The following is a 21262-nucleotide window of genomic DNA, read 5'->3' on the forward strand; positions in this document are numbered from 1 at the left end:
GCGCCTCGCCTACGAGGGGGCGATGCCTTTGCCCAGCCCCGCTGACTTGTCGCCAATTCCCGCCGCCGAAGCCCCGCGCGATTGCCCGCTGTGCCCGCGGCTGGCGGCGTTTCGGGAGGAATTGCGTGGTGCGCATCCCGGATGGTGGAATGCGCCGGTGCCGGCGTTCGGCGATCCCGAGGCATGGCTGGCGATCGTCGGGCTAGCGCCGGGCAAGCATGGCGCCAATCGCACGGGGCGGCCGTTCACCGGGGATTTTGCGGGGGTGTTGCTCTACGCGACCTTGGAAAAATTCGGCCTGTCCGAAGGGGTGTTCGGGGCTGAACGGGACGATGGCCTGCGGCTCACCGGCGCGGTGATCCTCAATGCGGTCAAATGCCTGCCGCCGCAGAACAAGCCCGAACCGGCCGAGATCGCCCAGTGCCGCCCCTTCCTCGAAGCCGGACTAGCCGCGTTGCCCAACGTCCGCGTGATCATCGCGCTCGGCCAGATCGCCCATGTCGCGGCGGCCCGGGCGCTGGGCCTCAAGCCCTCCGCAACCAAGTTCGCCCACGGCGCGGAGCATGTCGCGGGGGACGGGCGAGTGCTGCTGTCGAGCTACCACTGCAGCCGCTACAACCAGAACACGCGGAGGCTGGATGCCGCGATGTTTGAGAGCGTGTTTGGACGAGCTAAATCACGCACATGAAAAGCATTCTGTTCGTATGCAGCCAGAATCGCCTCCGGAGTCCTACGGCCGAACAGATTTATGCAGATAGCCCGCTGTTCGAAGTGGCCTCGGCAGGCACGAATAACGACGCAGAGAATCCGCTCACGGTCGAATTGATAGGCTGGGCCGATTTGATTTTCGTGATGGAAAAGCACCATAGGAATCGCATTCAGAAGCGATTTCGTTCAAGCCTGAATGGGAAGCGCCTGATCGTCTTGGATATTCCCGACGAATATGAGTTCATGGACGAAGGGCTCATTCGCCTGTTGAAAGCCAAGCTCGGCCGCTTTTTGCCGACCGTCGCTTAAATATCCTCAACCAACCGTCCATAAAGCTCCGGCCGCCGGTCTCGGAAGAACCCGAACGCCGCGCGGTGTTTCTTCGCTGCTGCCAGGTCCAACTCCGCCACCAACACGCCCGTCTCGTCCGCCCCGAACTCCGCAACTAAGTCCCCCCGCTCATCGCAAATGAACGAGTGGCCGTAGAAGCGCTGGCCGCCCTCCACGCCGATGCGGTTCGCCGCGACGATGGGCACGACGTTCGACACCGCGTGGCCGATCATTGCCCGGCGCCACAGTCGCGAGGTGTCGAGGTCGGGATCGTGGGGCTCGGTGCCGATCGCGGTCGGGTAGAACAGGATTTCGGCGCCCATCAGCATCATCGATCGCGCGACCTCGGGATACCATTGGTCCCAGCAGATGCCGACGCCGAGCGTGGTGCCAGCACCTTCCCACACCTTGAAGCCGGTGTTGCCTGGGCGGAAATAGAATTTCTCCTCATAGCCGGGGCCGTCAGGGATGTGGCTTTTGCGATAGGTGCCGGTGATCCTGCCGCCCGGGCCGATCATCGCCAGCGTGTTGTAATGGTGCTGGCCGTCAAGCTCGAAGAAGCTCGTCGGGATCCAAATCGAGAGTTCATCCGCGAGCTTCTGCATCGCGAGGACCGAAGGGTGTTCAGCGGTCATCCGCGCGGTTGCAAACTGCTCCTCGTCCTCGACCCGACAGAAATAAGGACCCTCGAACAGTTCGGGCGGAAGCACGACCTGCGCGCCCTTCGCGGCGCCTTCGCGGACCATCTCCGACACATTGGCGATGTTGCGTGCTGTGTCCTCGCCAAAGGCAAGCTGGAGCGCGGCGACCTTGATTTTGCTCATCTCGGCACCTGCTGGCTGATGCAGTGGAAGCTCCCACCCCCGGTGAGCAGATGATCGGCGCGAAGGCCGATCGCCTTCCGATCGGGGAAGATCGCCTGGACTACGTCGACTGCCGCCCGGTCCAATGGCGCGCCATAGATGGGCACGACCACCGCAGCATTGCCGATGGCGAAGTTCATATAGCTTGCCGGCACCGTTTCGCCGTCGCGTTCGACCAGCCCGGGTGAGGGCAGGGTGACGACGTCAAACCCGGCGGAGTCGAGCCGGCCCGCGGCATCCTCATAGACGCCGCGATTGGGGTCGCTCCGCCCAGCAGTCGGGATCGCGACCCGCCCCGCGGCGACGAACCGCGCGAGGTTGTCGACATGGCCGTCGGTATGGTCGTTGGCGAGCCCTTCGCCGAGCCACACGACGCGTGTCGCACCGAGTTGCTCGCCGAGCCGTGTCTCGATTTCCTTGCGCGACAGGCCTGGATTGCGGTTGGGGTTAAGCAGGCATTGCTCGGTAGTGATGAGCGCCCCCGACCCGTCGCCGTCGATCGCCCCGCCTTCAAGGATCCAGTCGGCCTTGGCATAGGCTAGCCCTGCTTCCCCCGCGAGCCGCTCGCCGATGCTGTCGTCGCCCAGCAAATCATATTTGCCGCCCCAGCCGTTGAAAGCGAAACCCTGTGCTCGGCGCTCCTTGCCCGATCCCACGACGATCGCGCCGGTATCGCGCAGCCACACGTCGCCGAACGGTTCGACAATGACCTTGGCGAACGGCGCCAGCGTCCGCGCGATCGACCCTGAATGTTCGTCGGCCGCAACCAGCCACACCGCCTCGCCGGCACCATCGGCATGGATCGCATGCGCAAATGCAGCAACCTCTGCCTGCGCGGGCGTCAAATCGTCAGCCCACAAGGTACGGTCCGACGGAAAGCCGATCCACATCGCATCGTGCGGCGCCCATTCGGGCAAAGTGAAAGTTGGATTTCTCATATTTTCGGGGATTAGCCGAACCTCTTCGCATTCGAAAGCACGGGAGTTGCAAATAGCGTCGAATTGTAACTAACTTGGCGCAACACGAGGGGGAGCGAGTATGCGTAGTCTGAACGTCCTGACACTGGCCTTGCTGGCATCGAGCGCCGATGCGCAGACCACCAACCTTGCGGCGGCCTTCGCTGCCCATCCGCAGGTGATGCAAGCAAGCATGAGCCCTGATGGGCGACAGGTCGCCATGATCATGCCCGGCAAGGGGCGCGCGCATGGCGTGGTAATTGTCGATCTCGCATCGGGCGCGCTGAAACCGATTTACGCGGTGGCGGGGGATGCCGGCCAAATTTCGGAATGCAGCTGGGTTGGCAACACTCGGTTGGCTTGTACCGTGTGGGGCGTGTTTCAGGGCGAGACCCAGCCCGAGGGCTATTCGATGGTCGTCGCGATGGACGACAGCGGCGCCAATACGAAGATGCTGACGCGCCGCCAAAGTATGGATGAGGAATATGCCGTCAACAATGGCGGCAATATCATCGACTTGCTGCCCGATCAGGAAGGGTCGGTCCTGATGACTCGCAACTATGCCCCGCAAACGACGACGGGGACGATCGTCAAGGCCGACCACGAAGGTCTTGGGGTGGATCGAATCGAAACGCGGACCGGCATCGCCCACGCCGTGCAGCCGCCTGATCGTGACGCGATCGAGTTCATCACCGACGGTCATGGCCAAGTGCGCGTTCGCGGCACACTCAATACCAATCAGCAGGGCTATTCCAAGGGCGCGATCATCTATTCCTACCGTCCATCGGATTCGTCGGCATGGCGCCAGCTTTCAGTCCGCGACTATTCCAAGATGACCGGGTTCAATCCCTATGCGGTCGATCCCAAGCTCAACGTCGCATATGGCCTAGAGCCGGTCGGCGGGCGCGACGCACTGGTGTCATACAAGCTTGACGGGACGCTTGCCCGTTCGATCGTGTTCCAGCACCCGTCGGTCGACGTCGGCGGGTTGGTCACCATTGGCCGGGCCAAGCGGGTGATCGGAGTCAGCTACACGACCGAGCGGACCCACACCGACTATTTTGACCCGGACATGAAGTCGCTCCAGACCAAATTGTCGAAGGCGCTTGGCGGCGAGAAGGATGTCGGCATCGTCGATACCAGCGCCGACGAGCGAAAGGCGATTGTCTGGGCTGGCAGCGATACTGACCCCGGCCGTTTCTATGTCCTCGACCGCAACAGCAACAAGCTTGCGCTGCTCAGCGAATCCAATCCCGAACTTGCCGGGGTTGCGCTCAGCCCGATCCGCGCGATTACCTACCCAGCAAAAGACGGGACGATGATCCCGGCTTACCTGACGCTTCCCAAAAACTCGACAGGCAAGAATCTGCCGGCGATTGTCCTGCCGCACGGCGGCCCCGAATCACGCGATTATTGGGGCTTCGATATCCTCTCGCAATATTTCGTGGCGCGTGGCTTTGTGGTGATCCAGCCGCAATATCGCGGATCGGCGGGGTTCGGCAGCGCCTGGTATCAGAAGAACGGGTTTCGCGGCTGGCGCACCTCGATCGGCGACGTCAATGACGCCGGCCACTATCTGATCTCCTCGGGCATCGCCGACCCTGCCAAGCTGGTCATTTTCGGCTGGTCATATGGCGGTTACGCCGCGCTTCAGGCCAATGTTCTGGAACCCGGGTTGTTCAAGGCCGCCGTCGCGGTTGCACCGGTCACCGACCTTGGCGAACTTCGCGCCAGCCGCAGCAACAGCGTCGATTTCCTGGTTGAACAGGAGCGCCTGATCAGCGGCAATAACATCGCCGAAGGCTCACCGGCACGCAACGCCGCCCGGATCAACATCCCGGTCCTGATGTTCCACGGAACCTACGACCTCAACGTGCCGGTTGCCCAGTCGAAGCTGATGAATGCCCGGCTGCACGCCGTTGGGGGGCGCAGCGAACTCGTCATCTTCGACAAGCTCGATCACCAGCTCAACGACCCGGTGGCATTGGAGACAGTCCTTCAACGCTCGGGCGATTTCCTTGCTGCAGTCGGCAAGTAGGGCACATGATAAGGGGCGCGGATCACTCCGCGCCCCTTTCACTTGACGTTGAGCAGCAAGCCTAGCGCGAATAGAATTCGACAACCAGGTTCGGCTCCATCTTCACCGGATAGGGCACTTCGTCGAGCTTGGGCACGCGCGTGAAGGTGATCTTCGACGTGCCGTCGGGAACGACATAATCGGGGATGTCGCGCTCGGCCAAGCTCTGCGCTTCCATCACCAGCGTCATTTCCTTGGCCTTGTTGCCAAGCTCGATGATGTCATTCACGTCGCAGCGACGCGAGGCGATGTTGCACTTGATGCCGTTAACGCGAATGTGGCCGTGGCTGACCATCTGGCGGGCGGACCAGATCGTCGGGGCGAACTTGGCGCGATAGACGATCATGTCGAGGCGGCGCTCGAGCAGGCCGATGAGGTTCTGGCTGGCGTCGCCCTTCATGCGTTCGGCCTGCTGGAAAGTCTGGCGGAACTGCTTCTCGGTGACGTCGCCGTAGTAGCCCTTGAGCTTCTGCTTGGCGCGCAACTGGATACCAAAGTCGGAGACCTTGGACTTGCGGCGCTGGCCGTGCTGGCCGGGGCCATATTCGCGCTTGTTGACGGGCGACTTCGGGCGACCGAAGACATTTTCGCCCATGCGGCGATCGAGTTTATACTTGGCGCTTGAACGCTTCGACATCAATAATCCAATCTGCTTGTTATCGTTCGTGCCTGGGCCGCACCACATGGGAAGACCATGCGCGACCACCGCTTCACCAGGCGTGCGGGGTCAATTGCGAAGTGGCGCGCCTAGGCGATGCGACTACCAGCGTCAAGGTTTGCGGAGAGCGTCCGGCTTTGCCAAGGGGTGGTGCATGACGACCGATCCCCATAACTGCCAGACAATGACCGAGGTGCGCGCCGGAGTCGATGACGTCGACCGCCGCATCGTAGCGCTGATCGCCCGCCGCTTTGGCTACATGGACGCGGCCGCGCGGATCAAGCCCGACCGGGCGGCGGTCCGCGACGAGGAGCGCAAGGCCGAGGTCAAGGCTCGGGTCGATGCCGAGGCAAAGCGGCTGAAGGTCGATCGTGCCCTGATGGCGCGGCTGTATGAGGATCTGGTCGAAACCTCGATCGCCCACGAACTCGCCCGGTTCGACGAGACTCGTTAGCTTAGCGCGGCCGCGGCTTGACCAGGGTCCGCACCATCCCGCGCACCGCCTTTACCTCACGGCTCGACCAGCGCGCTTTCGACATCACCGTCCGAATCATGTGCCGCGTCACAGTGATTCGCTCGGGTGGATGGAAATAGCCCGCCGCGAGCAGGTCGGCATCGAGGTGCGCGATCAGTCCTTCAATCTCTTCCTGCGGTGCCGGGGGTTCGGCGTCCTTGACCGGTGGTTGGGCCAGCGCTTCGCCCTTCGACCATTCATAGGCGAGCAGTATAACTGCCTGGGCCAGGTTGAGCGAGCCGAATTCGGGATTGATCGGTACCGTCACAATCGCCGTCGCCAACGCCACATCGTCGCTCGCCAGCCCCGACCGTTCGGGCCCGAACAGGATCGCCGTCCGCCCCGGGGTCGAGTGAATCGTGGCGGCCATTTCCTCCGGCCCTACTGCCGGCAGAATCAGGTCACGACGCCGCACGGTCGACGCGAACACGGTCGAACAATCGGCGATCGCCTCGGCCACTGTCTCGCATACAGCAGCCTGCGCCAGCACATCATCCGCACCGGCCGCCGCCGGCCCCGCTTCGGGGTTGGGCCAGCCGTCACGCGGGCTCACCAGCCGCATCTCGGTCAGTCCGAAGTTCAACATCGCCCGCGCCGCCTTGCCGATATTCTGGCCAAGTTGGGGACGGACCAGGACAATGACCGGCTTCACAGTAGCCGCCCATCCTTGTTGTCGACCACCGGGGCACTTTCAACGCTTTCGACGATCTCCGCGAAGTGCTGAGGTTCGGTGAAGTCCTTGTAGACGCTGGCGAAACGGATGTAGGCGACATGGTCGAGACCCTTTAGCCCAGCCATCACCGCTTCGCCGATCTTCTCGACTCCGACATCATCCCCTTGCGTCTCCAACTGGCGCTGGATGCCCGAGATCAGCCGGTCGATCCGCTCGGGCGCAATGTCGCGCTTACGGCAGGCAATGGCGATCGATCGTTCCAGCTTTCGCCGGTCGAAGCCTTCGCGCTTGCCGTCTTTCTTGACCACCGTGAGGTCACGCAGCTGGACCCGTTCGAAGGTCGTAAAACGCGCGCCGCAACCTTCGCACTGCCGCCGTCGCCGGATCGCTGCGCCGTCTTCAGACGAGCGGCTGTCCTTTACCTGGCTGTCGTCATGGGCGCAAAATGGGCAGCGCATTCAATAAGCGCCTGCGCGAAAGACCGACAAAGCTATCGGCCTCAGTAGATTGGGAAGCGGGCGCACAGCTCCTGCACCCGGCGCGCCACCGACTGCTCGACCTGGGCATCGCCGGTCTCGCCGTTCTTGCGAAGCCCGTCAACGACCTCGGCGATCAGGCTGCCGATCTGGCGGAATTCGGCCTCGCCGAAACCGCGCGTCGTGCCCGCGGGCGTGCCGAGGCGGATGCCCGACGTCACGAACGGCTTTTCCGGGTCGAATGGAATGCCGTTCTTGTTGCAGGTGATCGACGCGCGATCGAGCGCATGCTCGGCATGCTTGCCCTTAGCCTGCTTGGGACGGAGGTCGACCAGCAGCGAATGATTGTCAGTCCCGCCCGACACGATATCCAGCCCTTCGGCCTGAAGCGAGGCGGCGAGAGCGCGGGCGTTGGCAACGATGTTCTTCGCATAGGTCTTGAATTCGGGACGAAGGGCCTCGCCGAACGCGACCGCCTTGGCGGCGATGACGTGCATCAGCGGACCACCTTGCAGGCCGGGGAACACTGCCATGTTGAACTTTTTCGACAATGCCTCGTCGTTCCACAACATCAATCCGCCACGCGGCCCGCGCAGCGATTTGTGCGTGGTGGTCGTGACGACGTGCGCATGGGGCACCGGATTGTCGTGCGCGCCACCTGCTACCAAGCCTGCGACATGCGCCATGTCGACCATCAGCCAGGCGCCGACCTCGTCGGCGATGGCGCGGAAGGCGGCGAAATCCCAGGGGCGGGAGTAGGCCGTACCCCCGGCAATGATCAGCTTCGGCTTATGCTCGCGGGCGATCCGGGCGACCTCGTCCATGTCGATCCGCTGGTCGTCACGGCGAACGCCATAGGGGATGGGCTTGAACCATTTGCCCGACATGTTGACCGGTGAGCCGTGGGTCAAATGCCCGCCGGCATTGAGGTCGAGCCCCATGAAGCTGTCGCCCGGCTCGAGCAGCGCCAGGAACACCGCCTGGTTCATCTGGCTGCCGCTGTTAGGCTGGACGTTGGCGAAGGTGGCGCCAAACAATTCGCACGCCCGGTCGATCGCCAGCTGCTCGACGACATCGACATACTCGCAGCCGCCGTAATAGCGCTTGCCCGGATAGCCCTCGGCATATTTGTTGGTGAGGATCGAGCCTTGCGCTTCAAGCACTGCTCTAGAGACGATATTTTCCGACGCGATCAGCTCGATCTTATCGCGCTGGCGACCGAGTTCTTGGTCGATCGCGTGGGCGATCGCCGGATCGGCGTCGGCGAGGCCGCGGGTGAAGAAGCCGGCGGGCTGGACGTCGTTCAGATTGGCAGCGGTGGCCATCAGCTGGACTCCTGGGGATTGCTGAGCATGTCGACGCGGCGCTGGTGGCGACCGCCTTCGAATCGGGTGGTGAGGAACGCGGTGACACAGGCCTTGGCCATCTCGATCCCGATTAGCCGGGCCCCCAGCGCAATAGCGTTGGCGTCGTTATGGCTTCGGGCAAAGCCGGCCGAGACCGGCTCGCTGACTTGGGCACAGCGGCATCCGGGGTTGCGGTTGGCGGCGATGGCGATGCCGATCCCCGAACCGCAAATGGCAATGCCGTGGGTAGCTTTCCCGTCGGCGATCGTGGCGGCGAGCCGGGCGCCGTAGGCTGGATAATCGACCGAGGCATCGCTGTCAGGGCCAAGGTCAAGAACGTCATGCCCTGCTTCACTGAGGAAGGAGATGAGATCACCCTTAAGGGCGAATCCGGCATGGTCCGAGGCGATCGCGATGAGCATGCTCGCCCCCTAGGCCAGCCCGGAGACTTTCGCCAGATGCTGGTTCATGCCGCCCGGCGCTTTTCCAGTTCGAGCCGGCTCCAAACTTCGCTGAGCGCGGCGACCAGTTCGTCGATCATCGCCTCACTGTGGCAAGGGCCGGGGGTAAAGCGCAGGCGTTCGGTACCGCGGGGGACCGTCGGGAAATTGATAGGCTGAACGTAAAGGCCGTATTCGGCTAGCAATATGTCACTGATCCGCTTCGCCTCGACCGCCGAGCCGACCATCACCGGCACGATGTGGGTTACGCTGTCCATCACCGGCAGGCCATGCTCGCGAAACTTGGCCTTGAGCAGCGCCGCGCCGGCCTGTTGCGCCGCGCGTTCTTCGCCCGATGCCTTGAGATGGCGGACCGACGCCAGCGCGCCCGCGACCAGCACCGGCGAAAGCGAGGTGGTGAAGATGAACCCAGGCGCGTAGCTTCGGATGCAGTCGATGATCGCGCGCTCGGCGGCGATGTAGCCCCCCATCACGCCGAACGCCTTGCCCAGCGTTCCTTCGATGATCGTCACCCGCGCGGCGACCCCATCGCGCTCCGAAATGCCGCCGCCGTGGTCGCCATACATGCCGACCGCGTGAACTTCGTCGAGGTAGGTCAGCGCACCATATCGATCAGCAAGGTCACAGATCTCGGCAATTGGGGCGACGTCGCCGTCCATCGAATAGACGCTTTCGAAGGCGATCAGCTTGGGCGTTTCGGGGTCCGCATCGCGCAGCAATTGCTCGAGATGTTCGACGTCATTGTGACGGAACACACGCTTTTCGCAGCCCGAGTTGCGGATGCCCGCGATCATCGAGGCGTGATTGAGCTCGTCCGAAAAGATCACGCAGCCGGGGAGCAACTTACCGAGCGTCGCCAGCGTCGCCTCGTTCGACACATAGCCGCTGGTGAACAGCAACGCGCCTTCCTTGCCGTGAAGCTCGGCAAGTTCGCTCTCCAGGTCGACGTGATAATGGGTGTTGCCGCCGATGTTGCGGGTCCCGCCCGAGCCCGCGCCGACGTCGTGGAGAGCTTCCTCCATCGCCGCGATTACGGTCGGGTGCTGGCCCATGCCGAGATAGTCGTTCGAGCACCACACAGTGATCGGCTTGGGGCCGTTATGCCCGGCAAAGCAGCGCGCGTTGGGAAAGGCGCCCTTGTTGCGCAGGACGTCGATGAACACGCGATAGCGGCCTTCGTCGTGCAGGCGGTCGATCGCGGCCTGAAAGATGCTGCTGTAATCCACGGATTTGCCCATTAATGAGGCGCGCGCTCGAATGCCATTGCGAACGACTCGCAACAAGTTAGAGCGCGCCCACTTCCTCGATCCCGAACTGACAAAGCGACGCGATCAGCGACTCCGAAGGCAGACCGCCAGTGAAGATGGCCTTGCCCGGGGGGGCTGCGTCGGGCCACGGCTGGCCGCGAGTGAGGTGCGCGATTCGCCGGGCAATGCCGTGGCTGCCGTCGACGAAATCCATGCCCGGGAAGGCGGCGACCAGTTCGTCGAGCAGCAGCGGGAAATGGGTGCAGGCGAGCACGGTGACATCGACCGCGTCGCCGAACGGTTCGCGGTCGAAGCCGGGCTGGACGGCGGCGCGAACCTCTTGCGGCGACACCGCGCGGCCCGCCATTTTATCCTCGGCCAATTCGACCAGCCGCGACGAGCCATTGCGAATGACGACGCAATCGGCAGCGAAGCGGTGGGAGAGATCGTCGACATAGGGCTGGCGGACAGTGGCATCGGTCCCGAGCACAGCGATGACGCGGTTTTTGGACAAGGCGGCGGCAGTCTTGATCGCCGGAACAGTGCCGACCACCGATATGTCGAGCGCGGCTCGAGCGTGGTCGAGCGCGATTGTCGAGGCGGTGTTGCAGGCGATCACGACGAGGCGCGGCTTGAACCGGTCGACCAGCTGGGCGAGCAAAGCTGGGACGCGAGCGGCTATCTCAGCTTCGGAGCGAGTGCCATACGGGAAGGCAGCGCTGTCGGCGACGTAGACAATCGGGGCGCAGGGCAGCAGCGCGCGGGTCGGGCCGAGAACCGACAGCCCGCCGACACCGGAATCGAAGAACAGGATCGGGGCGTCGGGGCTCATGGCGCTCGTGTGGCGGGGAAGGGGGCGAGGCGCAAGAACTCCGCCGCCATGCTCACACGACGAGGCGAAGGGTGGGTTGCCGATCGTTCTTGCTGTGCTACCAATTGCGCGATGACGGGGGACACGCTTTTCGCTTTGGCAATCGGCTATCTGTTTGGGTCGATCCCGTTCGGGCTGATTGTCACGCGGCTGGCCGGCAAGGGCGATATTCGCGACATCGGGTCGGGCAATATCGGCGCGACCAACGTGCTTCGGACTGGGTCGCGGAAACTGGCGACGCTGACGCTATTGCTCGATGCGGCCAAGGGGACTGCCGCCGTGCTGGTGGCAGCGCGATTTTTTCCGGACGGGATCAACTATGCCGCCGCCGGGGCGCTGATCGGGCATCTTTACCCGGTGTGGCTTCGGTTTCGCGGCGGCAAGGGGGTCGCGACCTTGCTTGGAATTCTGATTGCGCTGACGTGGCAGGGCGCGCTGGTCTATGCATTGATCTGGCTCGGGCTGTTGCTGGTCGTGCGGATTTCGTCGGTCGCGGGAATGGCCGCCGCCGCCAGCGCGCCAGTGAGTGCGTTCGCCTTTCACAATGACCCCCTCTTCGCGCTGCTGCTCGGCTTCGCGTTGCTCGTGATCTGGAAACACCGCGAGAATATCGCGCGGCTGCGATCCGGAAACGAGCCGCGAGTCGGGCGGAGCGAATGAACGACCTACTCGACCGCCTTCGCCTGATTCGCAGCCCGAGCATCGGGCCAGTCAGCTATCGCCACCTGATGGCACGCTTCGGGACCGCTCGCGCGGCGCTCGATGCGTTGCCCGATCTTGCGCGGCGTGGGGGCGGTGCGGCGCCCAAGGTGATGCCTGCGGCGGAAGCCGAGCGCGAAATGATGCGGGTAGAGGCGATCGGCGGCCGCTACCTGCTGCTGGGCCAAGGACTTTACCCGCGCTTGCTGGCCGAACTCGACAATGCACCGCCGATCTTGACGATAAAGGGCAATCTGCAACTGCTCGACAAGCCCGCGGCGGCAATTGTCGGGGCGCGTAATGCCTCGGCGGCGGCGTGCCGCTTTTCGCGCGGGTTGGCGCATGACCTGGGCAATGAGGGTATCGTCACCGTGTCGGGGCTGGCGCGTGGGATCGACACGGCGGCGCATGACGGATCGATCGGGACGGGGACGATCGCGATCATCGCCGGCGGTCTCGACATTGCTTACCCGCCAGAGAATGAGGAGCGCCAGCGCGACATCGCCGAGCGCGGCCTGCTGGTCGCCGAAATGCCCCCGGGGATCGAGCCGCGCGCGCGCCATTTCCCCTATCGCAACCGGGTCATCGCCGGGATGGCGCTGGGCACGGTGGTTGTCGAGGCGGCGCCGCGATCGGGCTCGCTGATCACCGCGCGGCTGGCGACCGAGGCGGGGCGCGAGGTGATGGCGGTGCCGGGATCGCCGCTCGATCCGCGCGCGCAGGGCTGCAACGGGCTGATTCGCGACGGGGCGACGCTGGTCCAGAACGCCGCCGACGTGATCGAGGCGATCCGGCCGTTCGGGATCATCGCCCGGGTGGCGTCGCCCTTGACGTCGTTCGAAGTTCCCGCCCTCGATGCGGGCAGCGACGAGCGCGGGCTGGTCGAGCAGTTGCTCGGTCCCTCGCCGGTCCCAGTCGACGAGATTGTTCGGCTGTCGCAGCTGCCAAGCGGGATCGTCCAGCTTGTCCTGCTTGAGCTCGACCTTGCCGGGCGGCTCGACCGTCATGCCGGGGGCAGGGTCAGCCTGAGCTGAGGCAAGCGCCGCTTGACGAGGCGAAATCGCCCGTTCCACCATCGCGCGTATACGTACGTAAGGAAAACCGCCCTCGTGAAACTCGTCGTCGTCGAATCGCCTGCCAAGGCCAAGACCATCGAATCGTACCTTGGGCCCGGGCACAAGGTGCTGGCCAGCTATGGCCATATTCGCGATCTGCCGGCCAAGGACGGGTCGGTGAACCCCGATGACGGCTTTGCCATGGAATGGGATATTTATCCCGACAAGGTGAAGCAGCTCAAGGCGATCACCGACGCCGCCAAGACGGCGGACACGTTGATACTGGCGACCGATCCCGATCGCGAGGGCGAGGCGATCAGCTGGCATGTGCAGGAAGTGCTGCGCAAGAAGAAGGCGCTTCCGGTCGACGTCCAGCGTGTGACCTTCAATGCGATCACCAAAACGGCGGTGACCGCCGCGATGAAGGCGCCGCGCGCGCTCGACGAGGATCTGATCGACGCCTACCGGGCGCGCCGTGCGCTCGATTATCTGGTCGGATTTACGCTGTCGCCGATCCTGTGGCGCAAGCTGCCCGGCGCGAAATCGGCGGGCCGGGTTCAGTCGGTCGCACTGCGCATCATCGTCGACCGCGAGCGCGAGATCGAGCTGTTCCGGCACCAGGAATATTGGTCGATCAGTGCGATCTTCGAAGCCGACGGGACCCAGTTCACCGCGCGGCTGGTGGGAATGGACGGCAAGAAGATCGACCGGCTGACGATCGGTTCGAAGGGCGATGCCGACGCCGCTAAAGCGGTCGTCGAAAGCGGCCACTTCACCGTTGGGTCGGTCGAGACCAAGCCATTCACACGCAATCCGCCGCCGCCGTTCACGACCTCGACGCTGCAGCAGGAGGCGGCGCGCAAGCTTGGCTTTGCCGCGAGCCACACGATGCGCCTTGCCCAGTCCCTCTACGAGGACGGCTTGATCACCTACATGCGGACCGACGGGGTGCAGATGGACGGCGAGGCGATTTCGGCCGCGCGCCGCGCGATCGCCGACCGCTATGACGCGGGCTATGTTCCCGACAAACCGCGCATGTACACGTCCAAGGCCAAGAATGCGCAGGAAGCACATGAGGCGATCCGCCCGACCGATTTCAAGCGGCCGGCAGGCGGCAGCGGGGATCATGCCAGGCTATACGGGCTGATTTTCAATCGCGCGCTGGCGAGCCAGATGGCGTCGGCGCGGCTTGAACGGACGACGGTCGAGCTGTCCGATGGGGCCGGGCGGGCGTCGTTGCGCGCGACGGGGCAAGTGACGCTATTTCCGGGCTATCTCGCTCTTTACGAAGAAGGTCGCGACGAAAAGGCCGATGACGAAGATGGCGCGAAAATGCCGCTTCTGAAATCGGGCGATGCCCCCGCCAAGCGCTCGGTCGACGCGGTCCAGAGTTTCACCCAGCCGCCGCCGCGCTTCTCCGAGGCGAGCCTGGTCAAGCGGCTCGAGGAGCTCGGCATTGGTCGACCGTCGACCTATGCCGCGACACTGCAGACACTCAAGGACCGCGAATATGTCCGGCTCGACAAGCAGCGCTTCATCCCTGAGGAAAGTGGTCGGCTCGTCACGGCTTTCCTCGAGCGTTTCTTTGAGCGCTATGTGAACTATGATTACACCGCCCAGCTCGAGGAGGGGCTCGACGACGTGTCCGGCGGCCGCACCGGCTGGCAGGCGCTGCTTGAGGAGTTCTGGAAAGATTTCAAGCCCAAGGCGGGCGAAGTCATGGAGCAAAAGCCGTCGGAAGTGACCGCCGCGCTCGACGAATTTCTCGCCCCCTTCCTGTTCCCCGACAAGGGCGACGGATCCGACCCGCGCCTGTGCCCGCTGTGCGGCACCGGTCGGCTCGGTCTACGCGGCGGCAAGTTTGGCGCGTTCGTTGCTTGCTCCAATTACCCCGAGTGCAAATATACCCGCCAGTTTGGGCAGGGCGGCGATGCACCGGCGAGCGAGGGGCCGCAGGATATCGGTAACGGCATCACGCTCAAGAGCGGGCGCTTCGGCCCCTATCTAGAGCGCGGCGAGGGCAAGGAGGCCAAGCGCGCGTCGATCCCCAAAGACGTGCCGTTGGAGGGGCTGACTCTGGAAACCGCTGAACAGCTGATGAGCCTGCCGCGCGAAATCGGCACGCACCCCGAAACCGGCGCGATGATCTCGGCGTCGATCGGGCGCTATGGACCTTACCTCGTCCATGACGGCAAATATGCGCGGCTGTCGTCGACCGCCGAGGTATTCGAAACGGGCATGAATGCCGCCGTCGCCAAGCTGGCCGATGCGGCGGCGGGCGGGGGGCGGAGGACTGGCGGGCGCGAGCCGTTGGCGGTGCTGGGCGTCCATCCGGTAAGCGGCAAGGAGCTCAAGGTGATGGAGGCTCGCTTCGGCGCCTATGTCACCGATGGCGAAACGCATGCGACGTTGCCCAAGTCGGCCGATCCCAAGGCGGTCACACTCGACGAGGGCGTGGTGCTGATCGACGAGAAATTCGCCAAGGGTCCGGCCAAGGGGAAGAAAAAGGTCGCCAAGAAAAAGGCGCCGGCGAAGAAGGCTCCGGCCAAGAAGGTTGCTGCCAAAAAGGCTTAGCCGTTGCAAATCCGGCAGTCGGGGTCGGGGGGCAGGCGCATCGTCCGCCACTCGAGCCCGGCGCCGTCGAACAAGTATAGCTTGCCCGCTGCGTCGGGTTCGATCCCCACGATGGCCCGGATGGCGACCAATGCGGCAAATTGGCCGACCGTGCCGACCATCGCGCCCATCACGCCCTGCTCGGCGCAAGTATCGCAATCATCCGCATCGAATGCATCCCCAACGAAGCAGCGGTAGCAGGGTTTGCCGCGAAATAGTCCGACCTGCCCCTGGAATTGGGCCGCAGCGGCCGAGACCAGCGGGATGCCAAGGGCGACCGCCGTGTCGCTGACGATCAGCCGGGTCGCGAAATTGTCGGTCCCATCGATGATCAGGTCGTGCCCGGCGAGGAAGTCGGCGGCGTTAGCGGCGTCGATCCGGCACGCGATGGGAATGGTCTCGACAAAGGGATTGAGCGCATTGACGAATTGCCCCGCAAGCACTGCCTTGCCCCGGCCAATCTGGTCCGATCGATAGAGCGGCTGGCGCTGCAGGTTCGATAAGTCGACCGTGTCGCCGTCGATGATCGTCAGTCGGCCTACGCCTGCACCCGCCAGCGCTGGAATGAGTGCCGACCCGATCCCGCCGGCGCCGACCACCGCGACCCGCGCCGCCTTTAATCGCTGCTGCCCGGCGCCACCGACCTGGGGCAGGACGATGTGGCGGGCGTAGCGGTCGAGTTCCTCGTCAGTCAGCGTCATCGCCCGGTGCTGCCAAAGCCTCCGACGCCGCGTGTCGTTGAGTCGAGCTCCTCTACCACGTCGAAATCTGCCTTGGTCACCGCCGCTGGCACCAGTTGGGCAATCCGCTCGCCGCGCCGCACTGGAAATGGCTCGTCGCCATGATTGATCATCAAAATCTTGAGCTCGCCGCGATAGTCGCTGTCGATCGTGCCCGGGGTGTTGGGGACGGTGACGCCATATTTAAACGCGAGGCCCGAGCGTGGACGCACCTGGATTTCAAATCCTTCGGGAATGGCGACCTTGAACCCCGTCGCAACCGCGTGGCGTGCCCCCGGGGCGAGGTCGAGATCCTCGGCTGCAACGACGTCCATTCCGGCCGACCCGGGAGTGGCATAGGCGGGCAGGGGCAATCCCTCGCCATGGGGCAGGCGGGCAATCTGGATGCGGATCATGTCAGTGGGGTCTTTGCGTGAATGGTCTGGATAATATGGGCGATGAGGCGGGCGGCGACGGCTTCCTTGGTCGCGACCTCCCATGGATCGTCGCCGTCGGCGGTGATGAGATGGACCTGATTATGGCTGCCGCCCATGACGTCTCCGGACACATCGTTCGCGATGATCCAGTCAGCACCCTTGCGTCTGCGCTTGTCGGTGGCATTGGCGACGACGTCGTTGGTTTCGGCGGCAAAGCCGATCAGCAGGCGCGGGCGATCGGGGCTGGCGGCGAGGGTCGCGAGAATGTCGGGGTTGGGGGAGAAGGCGAGCGCGGGAGGACCGTCGCCTTTCTTAAGCTTGACCGGCGACGGCGTGACTTTCCAGTCGGCGACCGCGGCCACCAGGATGGCAACGTCGGCCGGCAGCGCCGCCTCAACTGCGGCGGCCATCTGATCGGCGGTTTCGACATCTATCCGCGCGACTCCGCCGGGGGTCGGGAGGCTGACCGGGCCCGCAATCAGTGTCACTCGCGCGCCTGCTTGAGCAGCGGCGGCGGCGATCGCGAAACCCTGTTTTCCGGACGAGCGGTTAGCAATGACCCGCACCGGGTCGATCGGCTCATGCGTGGGACCTGCAGTAACGAGGATGTGGTGGCCGATAAGCGCGTCCGCAACGGGATTTACGAGAGCAGGAGAGGGTGACGACGCACCGATCCGTAGCAGCGTCGCGGCCATTACATCAGGCGGATCCGGCAGCCTTCCGGGCCCGAATTCCCCGCACGCCATGGCGCCATCATCGGGGTCGATCACCGTAATTCCATCGGCCTTCAATTGCGCAATGTTTCGCTGCGTCGCGGGGTGCAGCCACATTCGGACGTTCATTGCCGGGGCGACGACGACTGGCTTGTCGGTCGCGAGGAGGAGGGTGGTGGCGAGGTCGTCGGCTACGCCGGCCGCCATCTTGGCAAGCAAGTCGGCGGTTGCCGGACAGACGAGCACCACATCCGCCGTGCGCGACAACTGGATATGCCCCATCTCGCGCTCGTCCTTGAGATCCCACAGGGAGGTGTAGACTGGGCTTTCGGCCAGCGCGGCGAGAGTCATCGGGGTGACGAAATGTGCGCCCCCGGCAGTCAGGACGGGCGTCACCTGATGTCCCGCCTTGCGGAACTGGCGAATAAGTTCGCTCGCCTTGTAGGCGGCAATCCCTCCGCCGATGATGAGCAATATCTTCATGTCGTCGTCACTGGCACGGCGCGGAGGGCGGCGGCAAGGTCACGGACCGCGCGGGGCACGAAGGCGAGCCCGATGAGCGACAGCGGCGCGGCCATCATCCCCCAATAGAAAGTGTCAGCGCGGGCGATCAGAGAGAGCAGCGCGACATAGCCCGCGACCATCAGCGTGGCTCGAACCCCCCAGTCGGCGCGGCTGCTGACCAGGCCGAAGATCGACGTTGTGAACAGCAGCGCCGCGGGAATTGCCGGAAGCGCGATGGCGGCGGTTGCGAGGGTTAGGCTGCGAAACGCAAAGCCGGCGCCAAGCAGTCCGCCCCAGCCGGGGGAATGGAGATCGGTCGGCAAGACAACGCCGCTGACCGCGCGGGCATGAAGGATCACGGCGATTGCGAAGATGGTGAGCGAGGTAGCCCAGCCGAGCGCACGGCAACGGTGACCCTTATCCAAAGCCAGCCCGGCGAAAGCAAGAATCATGGGCGCGCTAAGTTCGCGGACAAGAAGTGCGGCGGTGCCGACGAGGATGGCAAGGCCGGCGGTCCCGCTGCGGTCCAGCGCGATCGCCAGCGCGAGAAGGAGAGCCGCCCAGCTTTCGTGAAAGACGGCGGTGGCAGGTTGGACGAGGCCGATCAGCCCGCAACCGAGCAGGAATAGCGCGGCAGCGAGTTCGGCGGGGGCCAGACCTTCCCGCCAGCGCCATCCCCAAGCGAGCATGACTGCGCTACCGAGAACCAATTGGAGCCAATGGAGACCGGTTGTACCGATCGCCGCGCTGATCCAGGCCAGCGTCGGGAGGCGAAAGGCGACGAAGGGCACGAGCGGGTAATGCCCGTTGCGCAATTCACGCGCGGCGACCGGATAATAGTCGTGCCCGCTTTCGACCCCGGCGATGATCGAGCGGTATAATTTGGGGTCGGTCTGCTCGGCGGGTGGGCTCATTCGCGGCCTGAGGGACCCGGTCACGCTCCACGCCGCTCCGAGCAACGCGGCGACGAGGATAAGGATGACGAGCATCGCCTGGCCACGGCCAATTCCGGCGAAGCGGCTGGTCACTCTATCCGAGCAGCAGGACGGCCGCCGCACCCGCCGCCGCGGCGAGCAGGGCGACTAGCGCATAGCCAAGCAAAGGCGGGCGCCGTATCACCGCGACACTTCCCAGCGGCGGGAGCGGGGGGGCGGCGCCAGCGGGCGGGAAGGCGGTGTCGATCCGCTTGATCAAGTCGGGGATCAGCTTGGCAGTGCGGACGAAGTCGACGAGCGCGTCGGCGGCGATCGCTTCGGGCCCAAGCTCGCCGCGTATCCATTCGCGAAGGAAAGGCTCGGCGGCCTCCCACATATTGATGTCGGGATCGAGCGCGGTGGCGACCCCCTCCTCCATCACCATCGTCTTTTGGAGGAGAAGCAAATGCGGCTGGGTCTGCATGTCGAAATCGCGGGTAATCGAGAACAGGCTTTCGAGCATCCGACCGACTGAAATCGACTTGACCGGCAGCCCGCGGATCGGCTCACCGACCGCTCGGAGCGCGGTCGCGAACTCGGCAACATTATGATGGCTGGGGACATATTGCGCTTCGAAATGAATCTCGGCGACGCGCTGATAATTGCCGGTGATTAAGCCGTAGAGAATCTCGGCGAGCCATAGCCGCGCGCGGCGGTCGATACGGCCCATGATCCCGAAATCGATCGCGGCGAGGCGGCCGTCGGGCAATGCGAACAAATTGCCCTGATGAAGGTCGGCATGAAAGAAGCCGTCGACCACCGCTTGGCGAAGGAAAGCGCGGATGAGGATGGCGGCAAGCGCCTTGGGCTGGTGCCCGGCGGCAATTAGTTCGTCACGGCGCGTAAGCTTGATCCCGTCGATCCACTCGAGCGTCATCACTCGCCGGGCACTTCGGCTCCAATCGATCTCGGGGACGTAGAAGTTGGGCTCGGCGACCATTTTCTCCTTGAGTTCAGAGGCGCTCGCCGCCTCGCGCTGAAGGTCCAGCTCGCGCCGGGTCCATTGCTTGAAATGCGCAACGATCAGCCGCGGGCGCAGCCGCTCGGCCTCACCGCCCAATGTTTCAACGTGCGCTGCGGCCCATTCGTAAGTCTCGAGTGCGCGGGCGAATTCATCTTCGATCCCGGGGCGGAGTACCTTGACCGCGACGACGCGGCCCTCGGTCGTCACGGCGCGGTGAACCTGGGCGATCGAGGCGGCGCCGACGGGTTCTTCGTCGATCGACTGGAACAGCGATTCGATTGGGGCTTCGAGGCCTTTTTCAATCGCCTTGCGAATCTCGGCGAAGGCGACGGGGGGGAGAGAATCCTGCAGCTGGATGAGATTCTTCGCCGCAACTTCGCCGACCAGGTCGGGTCGCGTAGCGAGCGCCTGACCAAGCTTGATTGCGGCGGGGCCGATTGCCTGAAGCGCGGCGGCATAGTCGGGGGCGGCCGGCTGGCGAAGCCCAAAGCGGGCGACGCGGAGCAGGCGGCGTACCGCCGGCGGGGTCATCGGATCGCGCTCGATCCCTTGCAGCGCGCCATACCGGGCGAGGGTGCGGCCCCAGCTCAGCAAGCGAAAGAGATGGGTAACGGAGGTGGTCAAATCTTCCAGCCGCTATGAATCGCAACCAGCCCGCCCAGAATCGGCTCGACGCGGGTTTGCATAAAGCCGGCCGAGCCGATCATCGCTTGGAATTCTGGCATTTTGGGGAATCGGCGGATCGATTCGACCAGATAGCGATAACTGTTCTCGTCCTTGGCGACTATCTTGCCGATCTTGGGGATGAGCCGGTCACCATATTTCTCGTAAACCTCGCCGAACCCCGGCCATTCGGTGGTCGAGAATTCGAGGCAGAAGAAGCGCCCGCCAAAGCGCAGCACGCGGTGCGCTTCACGCAGAGCCTTGGGAATTTCTGTCACGTTGCGGATGCCGAAGGCGATTGTGTAGGCGTCGAAACTGGCGTCGACGAAACTCAGTGTTTCCGCATTTTCCTGCTGCCACACTAGGCCGGAGATGCCGCGTTTCGTAGCGCGGTCCATGCCGACGCTGAGCATGTCGGGATTGATATCGCTGACCGTGACCAGCGCCGCGCGCCGGGCCATGCGGAAGGCGATGTCGCCAGTGCCTCCGGCCATGTCGAGGATATGCTCGCCGGCGCGCGGCTTGACCCTGGCGACGAAGCGATCCTTCCAAAGCCGGTGCATTCCGCCCGACATCAGGTCATTCATCACGTCATAGCTTCGCGCGACCGACGTGAAGACTCCGCCAACCCGACGGGTTTTCTCTTCGGGAGTGACTAAGGTGTCGCCGAAATTGACCGTGTCGCGTGATGGTTCGTTCATGGCCTTGGCCTCTAGCGGCCTCGTCGCGGCTTCGCCATAG

The 21262-nt window shown here is 64.1% G+C and carries 22 protein-coding genes; 7 read left to right on the forward strand and 15 right to left on the reverse strand.

Features of this window, described 5'->3' with window-relative positions; genetic code table 11:
• The first annotated feature begins 22 nt into the window (after positions 1–22).
• On the forward strand, positions 23–688 hold the full coding sequence (locus U1700_RS06425; protein ID WP_332751250.1) for a uracil-DNA glycosylase: 666 nt from the start codon (positions 23–25) through the stop codon (positions 686–688).
• Entirely contained in the window at positions 685–1017 is a 333-nt protein-coding gene (locus U1700_RS06430; RefSeq protein WP_332751251.1) for a low molecular weight protein tyrosine phosphatase family protein, read from the forward strand. The genes U1700_RS06425 and U1700_RS06430 overlap by 4 nt, the downstream gene beginning before the upstream one ends.
• Here U1700_RS06430 and aguB read toward each other — a convergent pair.
• A complete protein-coding gene (aguB, locus tag U1700_RS06435; RefSeq protein ID WP_332751252.1) occupies positions 1014–1862 on the reverse strand; it encodes an N-carbamoylputrescine amidase in 849 nt (282 codons plus the stop codon). The two genes, U1700_RS06430 and aguB, sit on opposite strands and share 4 nt — an antisense overlap.
• On the reverse strand, positions 1859–2839 hold the full coding sequence (locus tag U1700_RS06440) for an agmatine deiminase family protein (protein WP_332751253.1): 981 nt from the start codon (positions 2837–2839) through the stop codon (positions 1859–1861). The genes aguB and U1700_RS06440 overlap by 4 nt, the downstream gene beginning before the upstream one ends.
• 100 nt (positions 2840–2939) lie before the next feature.
• Here U1700_RS06440 and U1700_RS06445 point away from each other — a divergent pair, with 100 nt between their 5' ends.
• Positions 2940–4895: an alpha/beta hydrolase family protein gene (locus U1700_RS06445; RefSeq protein WP_332751254.1), complete on the forward strand. Its 1956-nt coding sequence runs from the start codon at positions 2940–2942 to the stop codon at positions 4893–4895.
• Between the two features lie 61 nt (positions 4896–4956).
• Here the strand turns inward: U1700_RS06445 and rpsD are convergent, their stop codons facing one another.
• Complete coding sequence (gene rpsD / locus U1700_RS06450; RefSeq protein WP_332751255.1) at positions 4957–5571, reverse strand: 30S ribosomal protein S4; 615 nt, start codon at positions 5569–5571, stop codon at positions 4957–4959.
• Between the two features lie 175 nt (positions 5572–5746).
• On the opposite strand from rpsD, the gene U1700_RS06455 reads away from it, so the two are divergent.
• A complete protein-coding gene (locus tag U1700_RS06455; RefSeq protein ID WP_332751257.1) occupies positions 5747–6046 on the forward strand; it encodes a chorismate mutase in 300 nt (99 codons plus the stop codon).
• Position 6047: 1 nt separating this feature from the next.
• On the opposite strand, the gene U1700_RS06460 is transcribed toward U1700_RS06455, so the two are convergent.
• The 6 genes from U1700_RS06460 to murI are packed head-to-tail and all read right to left on the reverse strand — an operon-like array spanning position 6048 to position 11141.
• On the reverse strand, positions 6048–6758 hold the full coding sequence (locus U1700_RS06460; RefSeq protein ID WP_332751259.1) for an RNA methyltransferase: 711 nt from the start codon (positions 6756–6758) through the stop codon (positions 6048–6050).
• Positions 6755–7237 (reverse strand): transcriptional regulator NrdR, encoded by a 483-nt coding sequence (gene nrdR / locus U1700_RS06465; protein ID WP_332751260.1) that lies wholly within the window; start codon positions 7235–7237, stop codon positions 6755–6757. The genes U1700_RS06460 and nrdR overlap by 4 nt, the downstream gene beginning before the upstream one ends.
• A 41-nt stretch (positions 7238–7278) precedes the next feature.
• The gene (glyA, locus tag U1700_RS06470; RefSeq protein WP_332751262.1) at positions 7279–8580 is read right to left on the reverse strand and encodes a serine hydroxymethyltransferase; all 1302 of its coding nucleotides are present in this window, start codon (positions 8578–8580) and stop codon (positions 7279–7281) included.
• Positions 8580–9023 carry a ribose 5-phosphate isomerase B gene (gene rpiB / locus U1700_RS06475; RefSeq protein WP_332751264.1) on the reverse strand — a complete coding sequence of 148 codons (444 nt, stop codon included), beginning with the start codon at positions 9021–9023 and terminating at the stop codon, positions 8580–8582. Before rpiB ends, glyA begins: the two co-directional genes overlap by 1 nt.
• A gap of 44 nt (positions 9024–9067) precedes the next feature.
• Positions 9068–10288 carry a 5-aminolevulinate synthase gene (gene hemA / locus U1700_RS06480; protein WP_332751266.1) on the reverse strand — a complete coding sequence of 407 codons (1221 nt, stop codon included), beginning with the start codon at positions 10286–10288 and terminating at the stop codon, positions 9068–9070.
• Positions 10289–10346: 58 nt separating this feature from the next.
• Positions 10347–11141 (reverse strand): glutamate racemase, encoded by a 795-nt coding sequence (gene murI / locus U1700_RS06485; RefSeq protein ID WP_332751268.1) that lies wholly within the window; start codon positions 11139–11141, stop codon positions 10347–10349.
• 111 nt (positions 11142–11252) lie between these two features.
• Here murI and plsY point away from each other — a divergent pair, with 111 nt between their 5' ends.
• The 3 genes from plsY to topA all read left to right on the forward strand — a co-directional run bounded on the left by plsY (position 11253) and on the right by topA (position 15508).
• Entirely contained in the window at positions 11253–11840 is a 588-nt protein-coding gene (plsY, locus tag U1700_RS06490; RefSeq protein WP_332751269.1) for a glycerol-3-phosphate 1-O-acyltransferase PlsY, read from the forward strand.
• On the forward strand, positions 11837–12913 hold the full coding sequence (dprA, locus tag U1700_RS06495) for a DNA-processing protein DprA (protein WP_332751271.1): 1077 nt from the start codon (positions 11837–11839) through the stop codon (positions 12911–12913). Before plsY ends, dprA begins: the two co-directional genes overlap by 4 nt.
• A gap of 75 nt (positions 12914–12988) precedes the next feature.
• The gene (topA, locus tag U1700_RS06500) at positions 12989–15508 is read left to right on the forward strand and encodes a type I DNA topoisomerase (protein ID WP_332751272.1); all 2520 of its coding nucleotides are present in this window, start codon (positions 12989–12991) and stop codon (positions 15506–15508) included.
• On the opposite strand, the gene U1700_RS06505 is transcribed toward topA, so the two are convergent.
• Genes U1700_RS06505 through U1700_RS06530 form a run of 6 tightly spaced genes read right to left on the reverse strand, consistent with a single transcriptional unit; the run spans position 15505 to position 21222 of the window.
• Positions 15505–16248 carry a HesA/MoeB/ThiF family protein gene (locus U1700_RS06505; protein WP_332751273.1) on the reverse strand — a complete coding sequence of 248 codons (744 nt, stop codon included), beginning with the start codon at positions 16246–16248 and terminating at the stop codon, positions 15505–15507. The two genes, topA and U1700_RS06505, sit on opposite strands and share 4 nt — an antisense overlap.
• Positions 16245–16682, reverse strand: a complete 438-nt coding sequence (dut, locus tag U1700_RS06510; RefSeq protein WP_332751275.1) for a dUTP diphosphatase — start codon at positions 16680–16682, stop codon at positions 16245–16247. Before dut ends, U1700_RS06505 begins: the two co-directional genes overlap by 4 nt.
• A complete protein-coding gene (gene coaBC, locus U1700_RS06515) occupies positions 16679–17899 on the reverse strand; it encodes a bifunctional phosphopantothenoylcysteine decarboxylase/phosphopantothenate--cysteine ligase CoaBC (RefSeq protein ID WP_332751278.1) in 1221 nt (406 codons plus the stop codon). Before coaBC ends, dut begins: the two co-directional genes overlap by 4 nt.
• Positions 17896–18948 (reverse strand): hypothetical protein, encoded by a 1053-nt coding sequence (locus U1700_RS06520; protein ID WP_332751280.1) that lies wholly within the window; start codon positions 18946–18948, stop codon positions 17896–17898. The genes coaBC and U1700_RS06520 overlap by 4 nt, the downstream gene beginning before the upstream one ends.
• A 1-nt stretch (position 18949) precedes the next feature.
• Positions 18950–20482: a 2-polyprenylphenol 6-hydroxylase gene (ubiB, locus tag U1700_RS06525; RefSeq protein WP_332751282.1), complete on the reverse strand. Its 1533-nt coding sequence runs from the start codon at positions 20480–20482 to the stop codon at positions 18950–18952.
• A complete protein-coding gene (locus U1700_RS06530; protein ID WP_332751283.1) occupies positions 20479–21222 on the reverse strand; it encodes a class I SAM-dependent methyltransferase in 744 nt (247 codons plus the stop codon). Before U1700_RS06530 ends, ubiB begins: the two co-directional genes overlap by 4 nt.
• Positions 21223–21262 lie beyond the last annotated feature (40 nt).

It is taken from the genome of Sphingomonas sp. RB1R13 (assembly GCF_036663775.1).
GTDB lineage: Bacteria > Pseudomonadota > Alphaproteobacteria > Sphingomonadales > Sphingomonadaceae > Sphingomicrobium.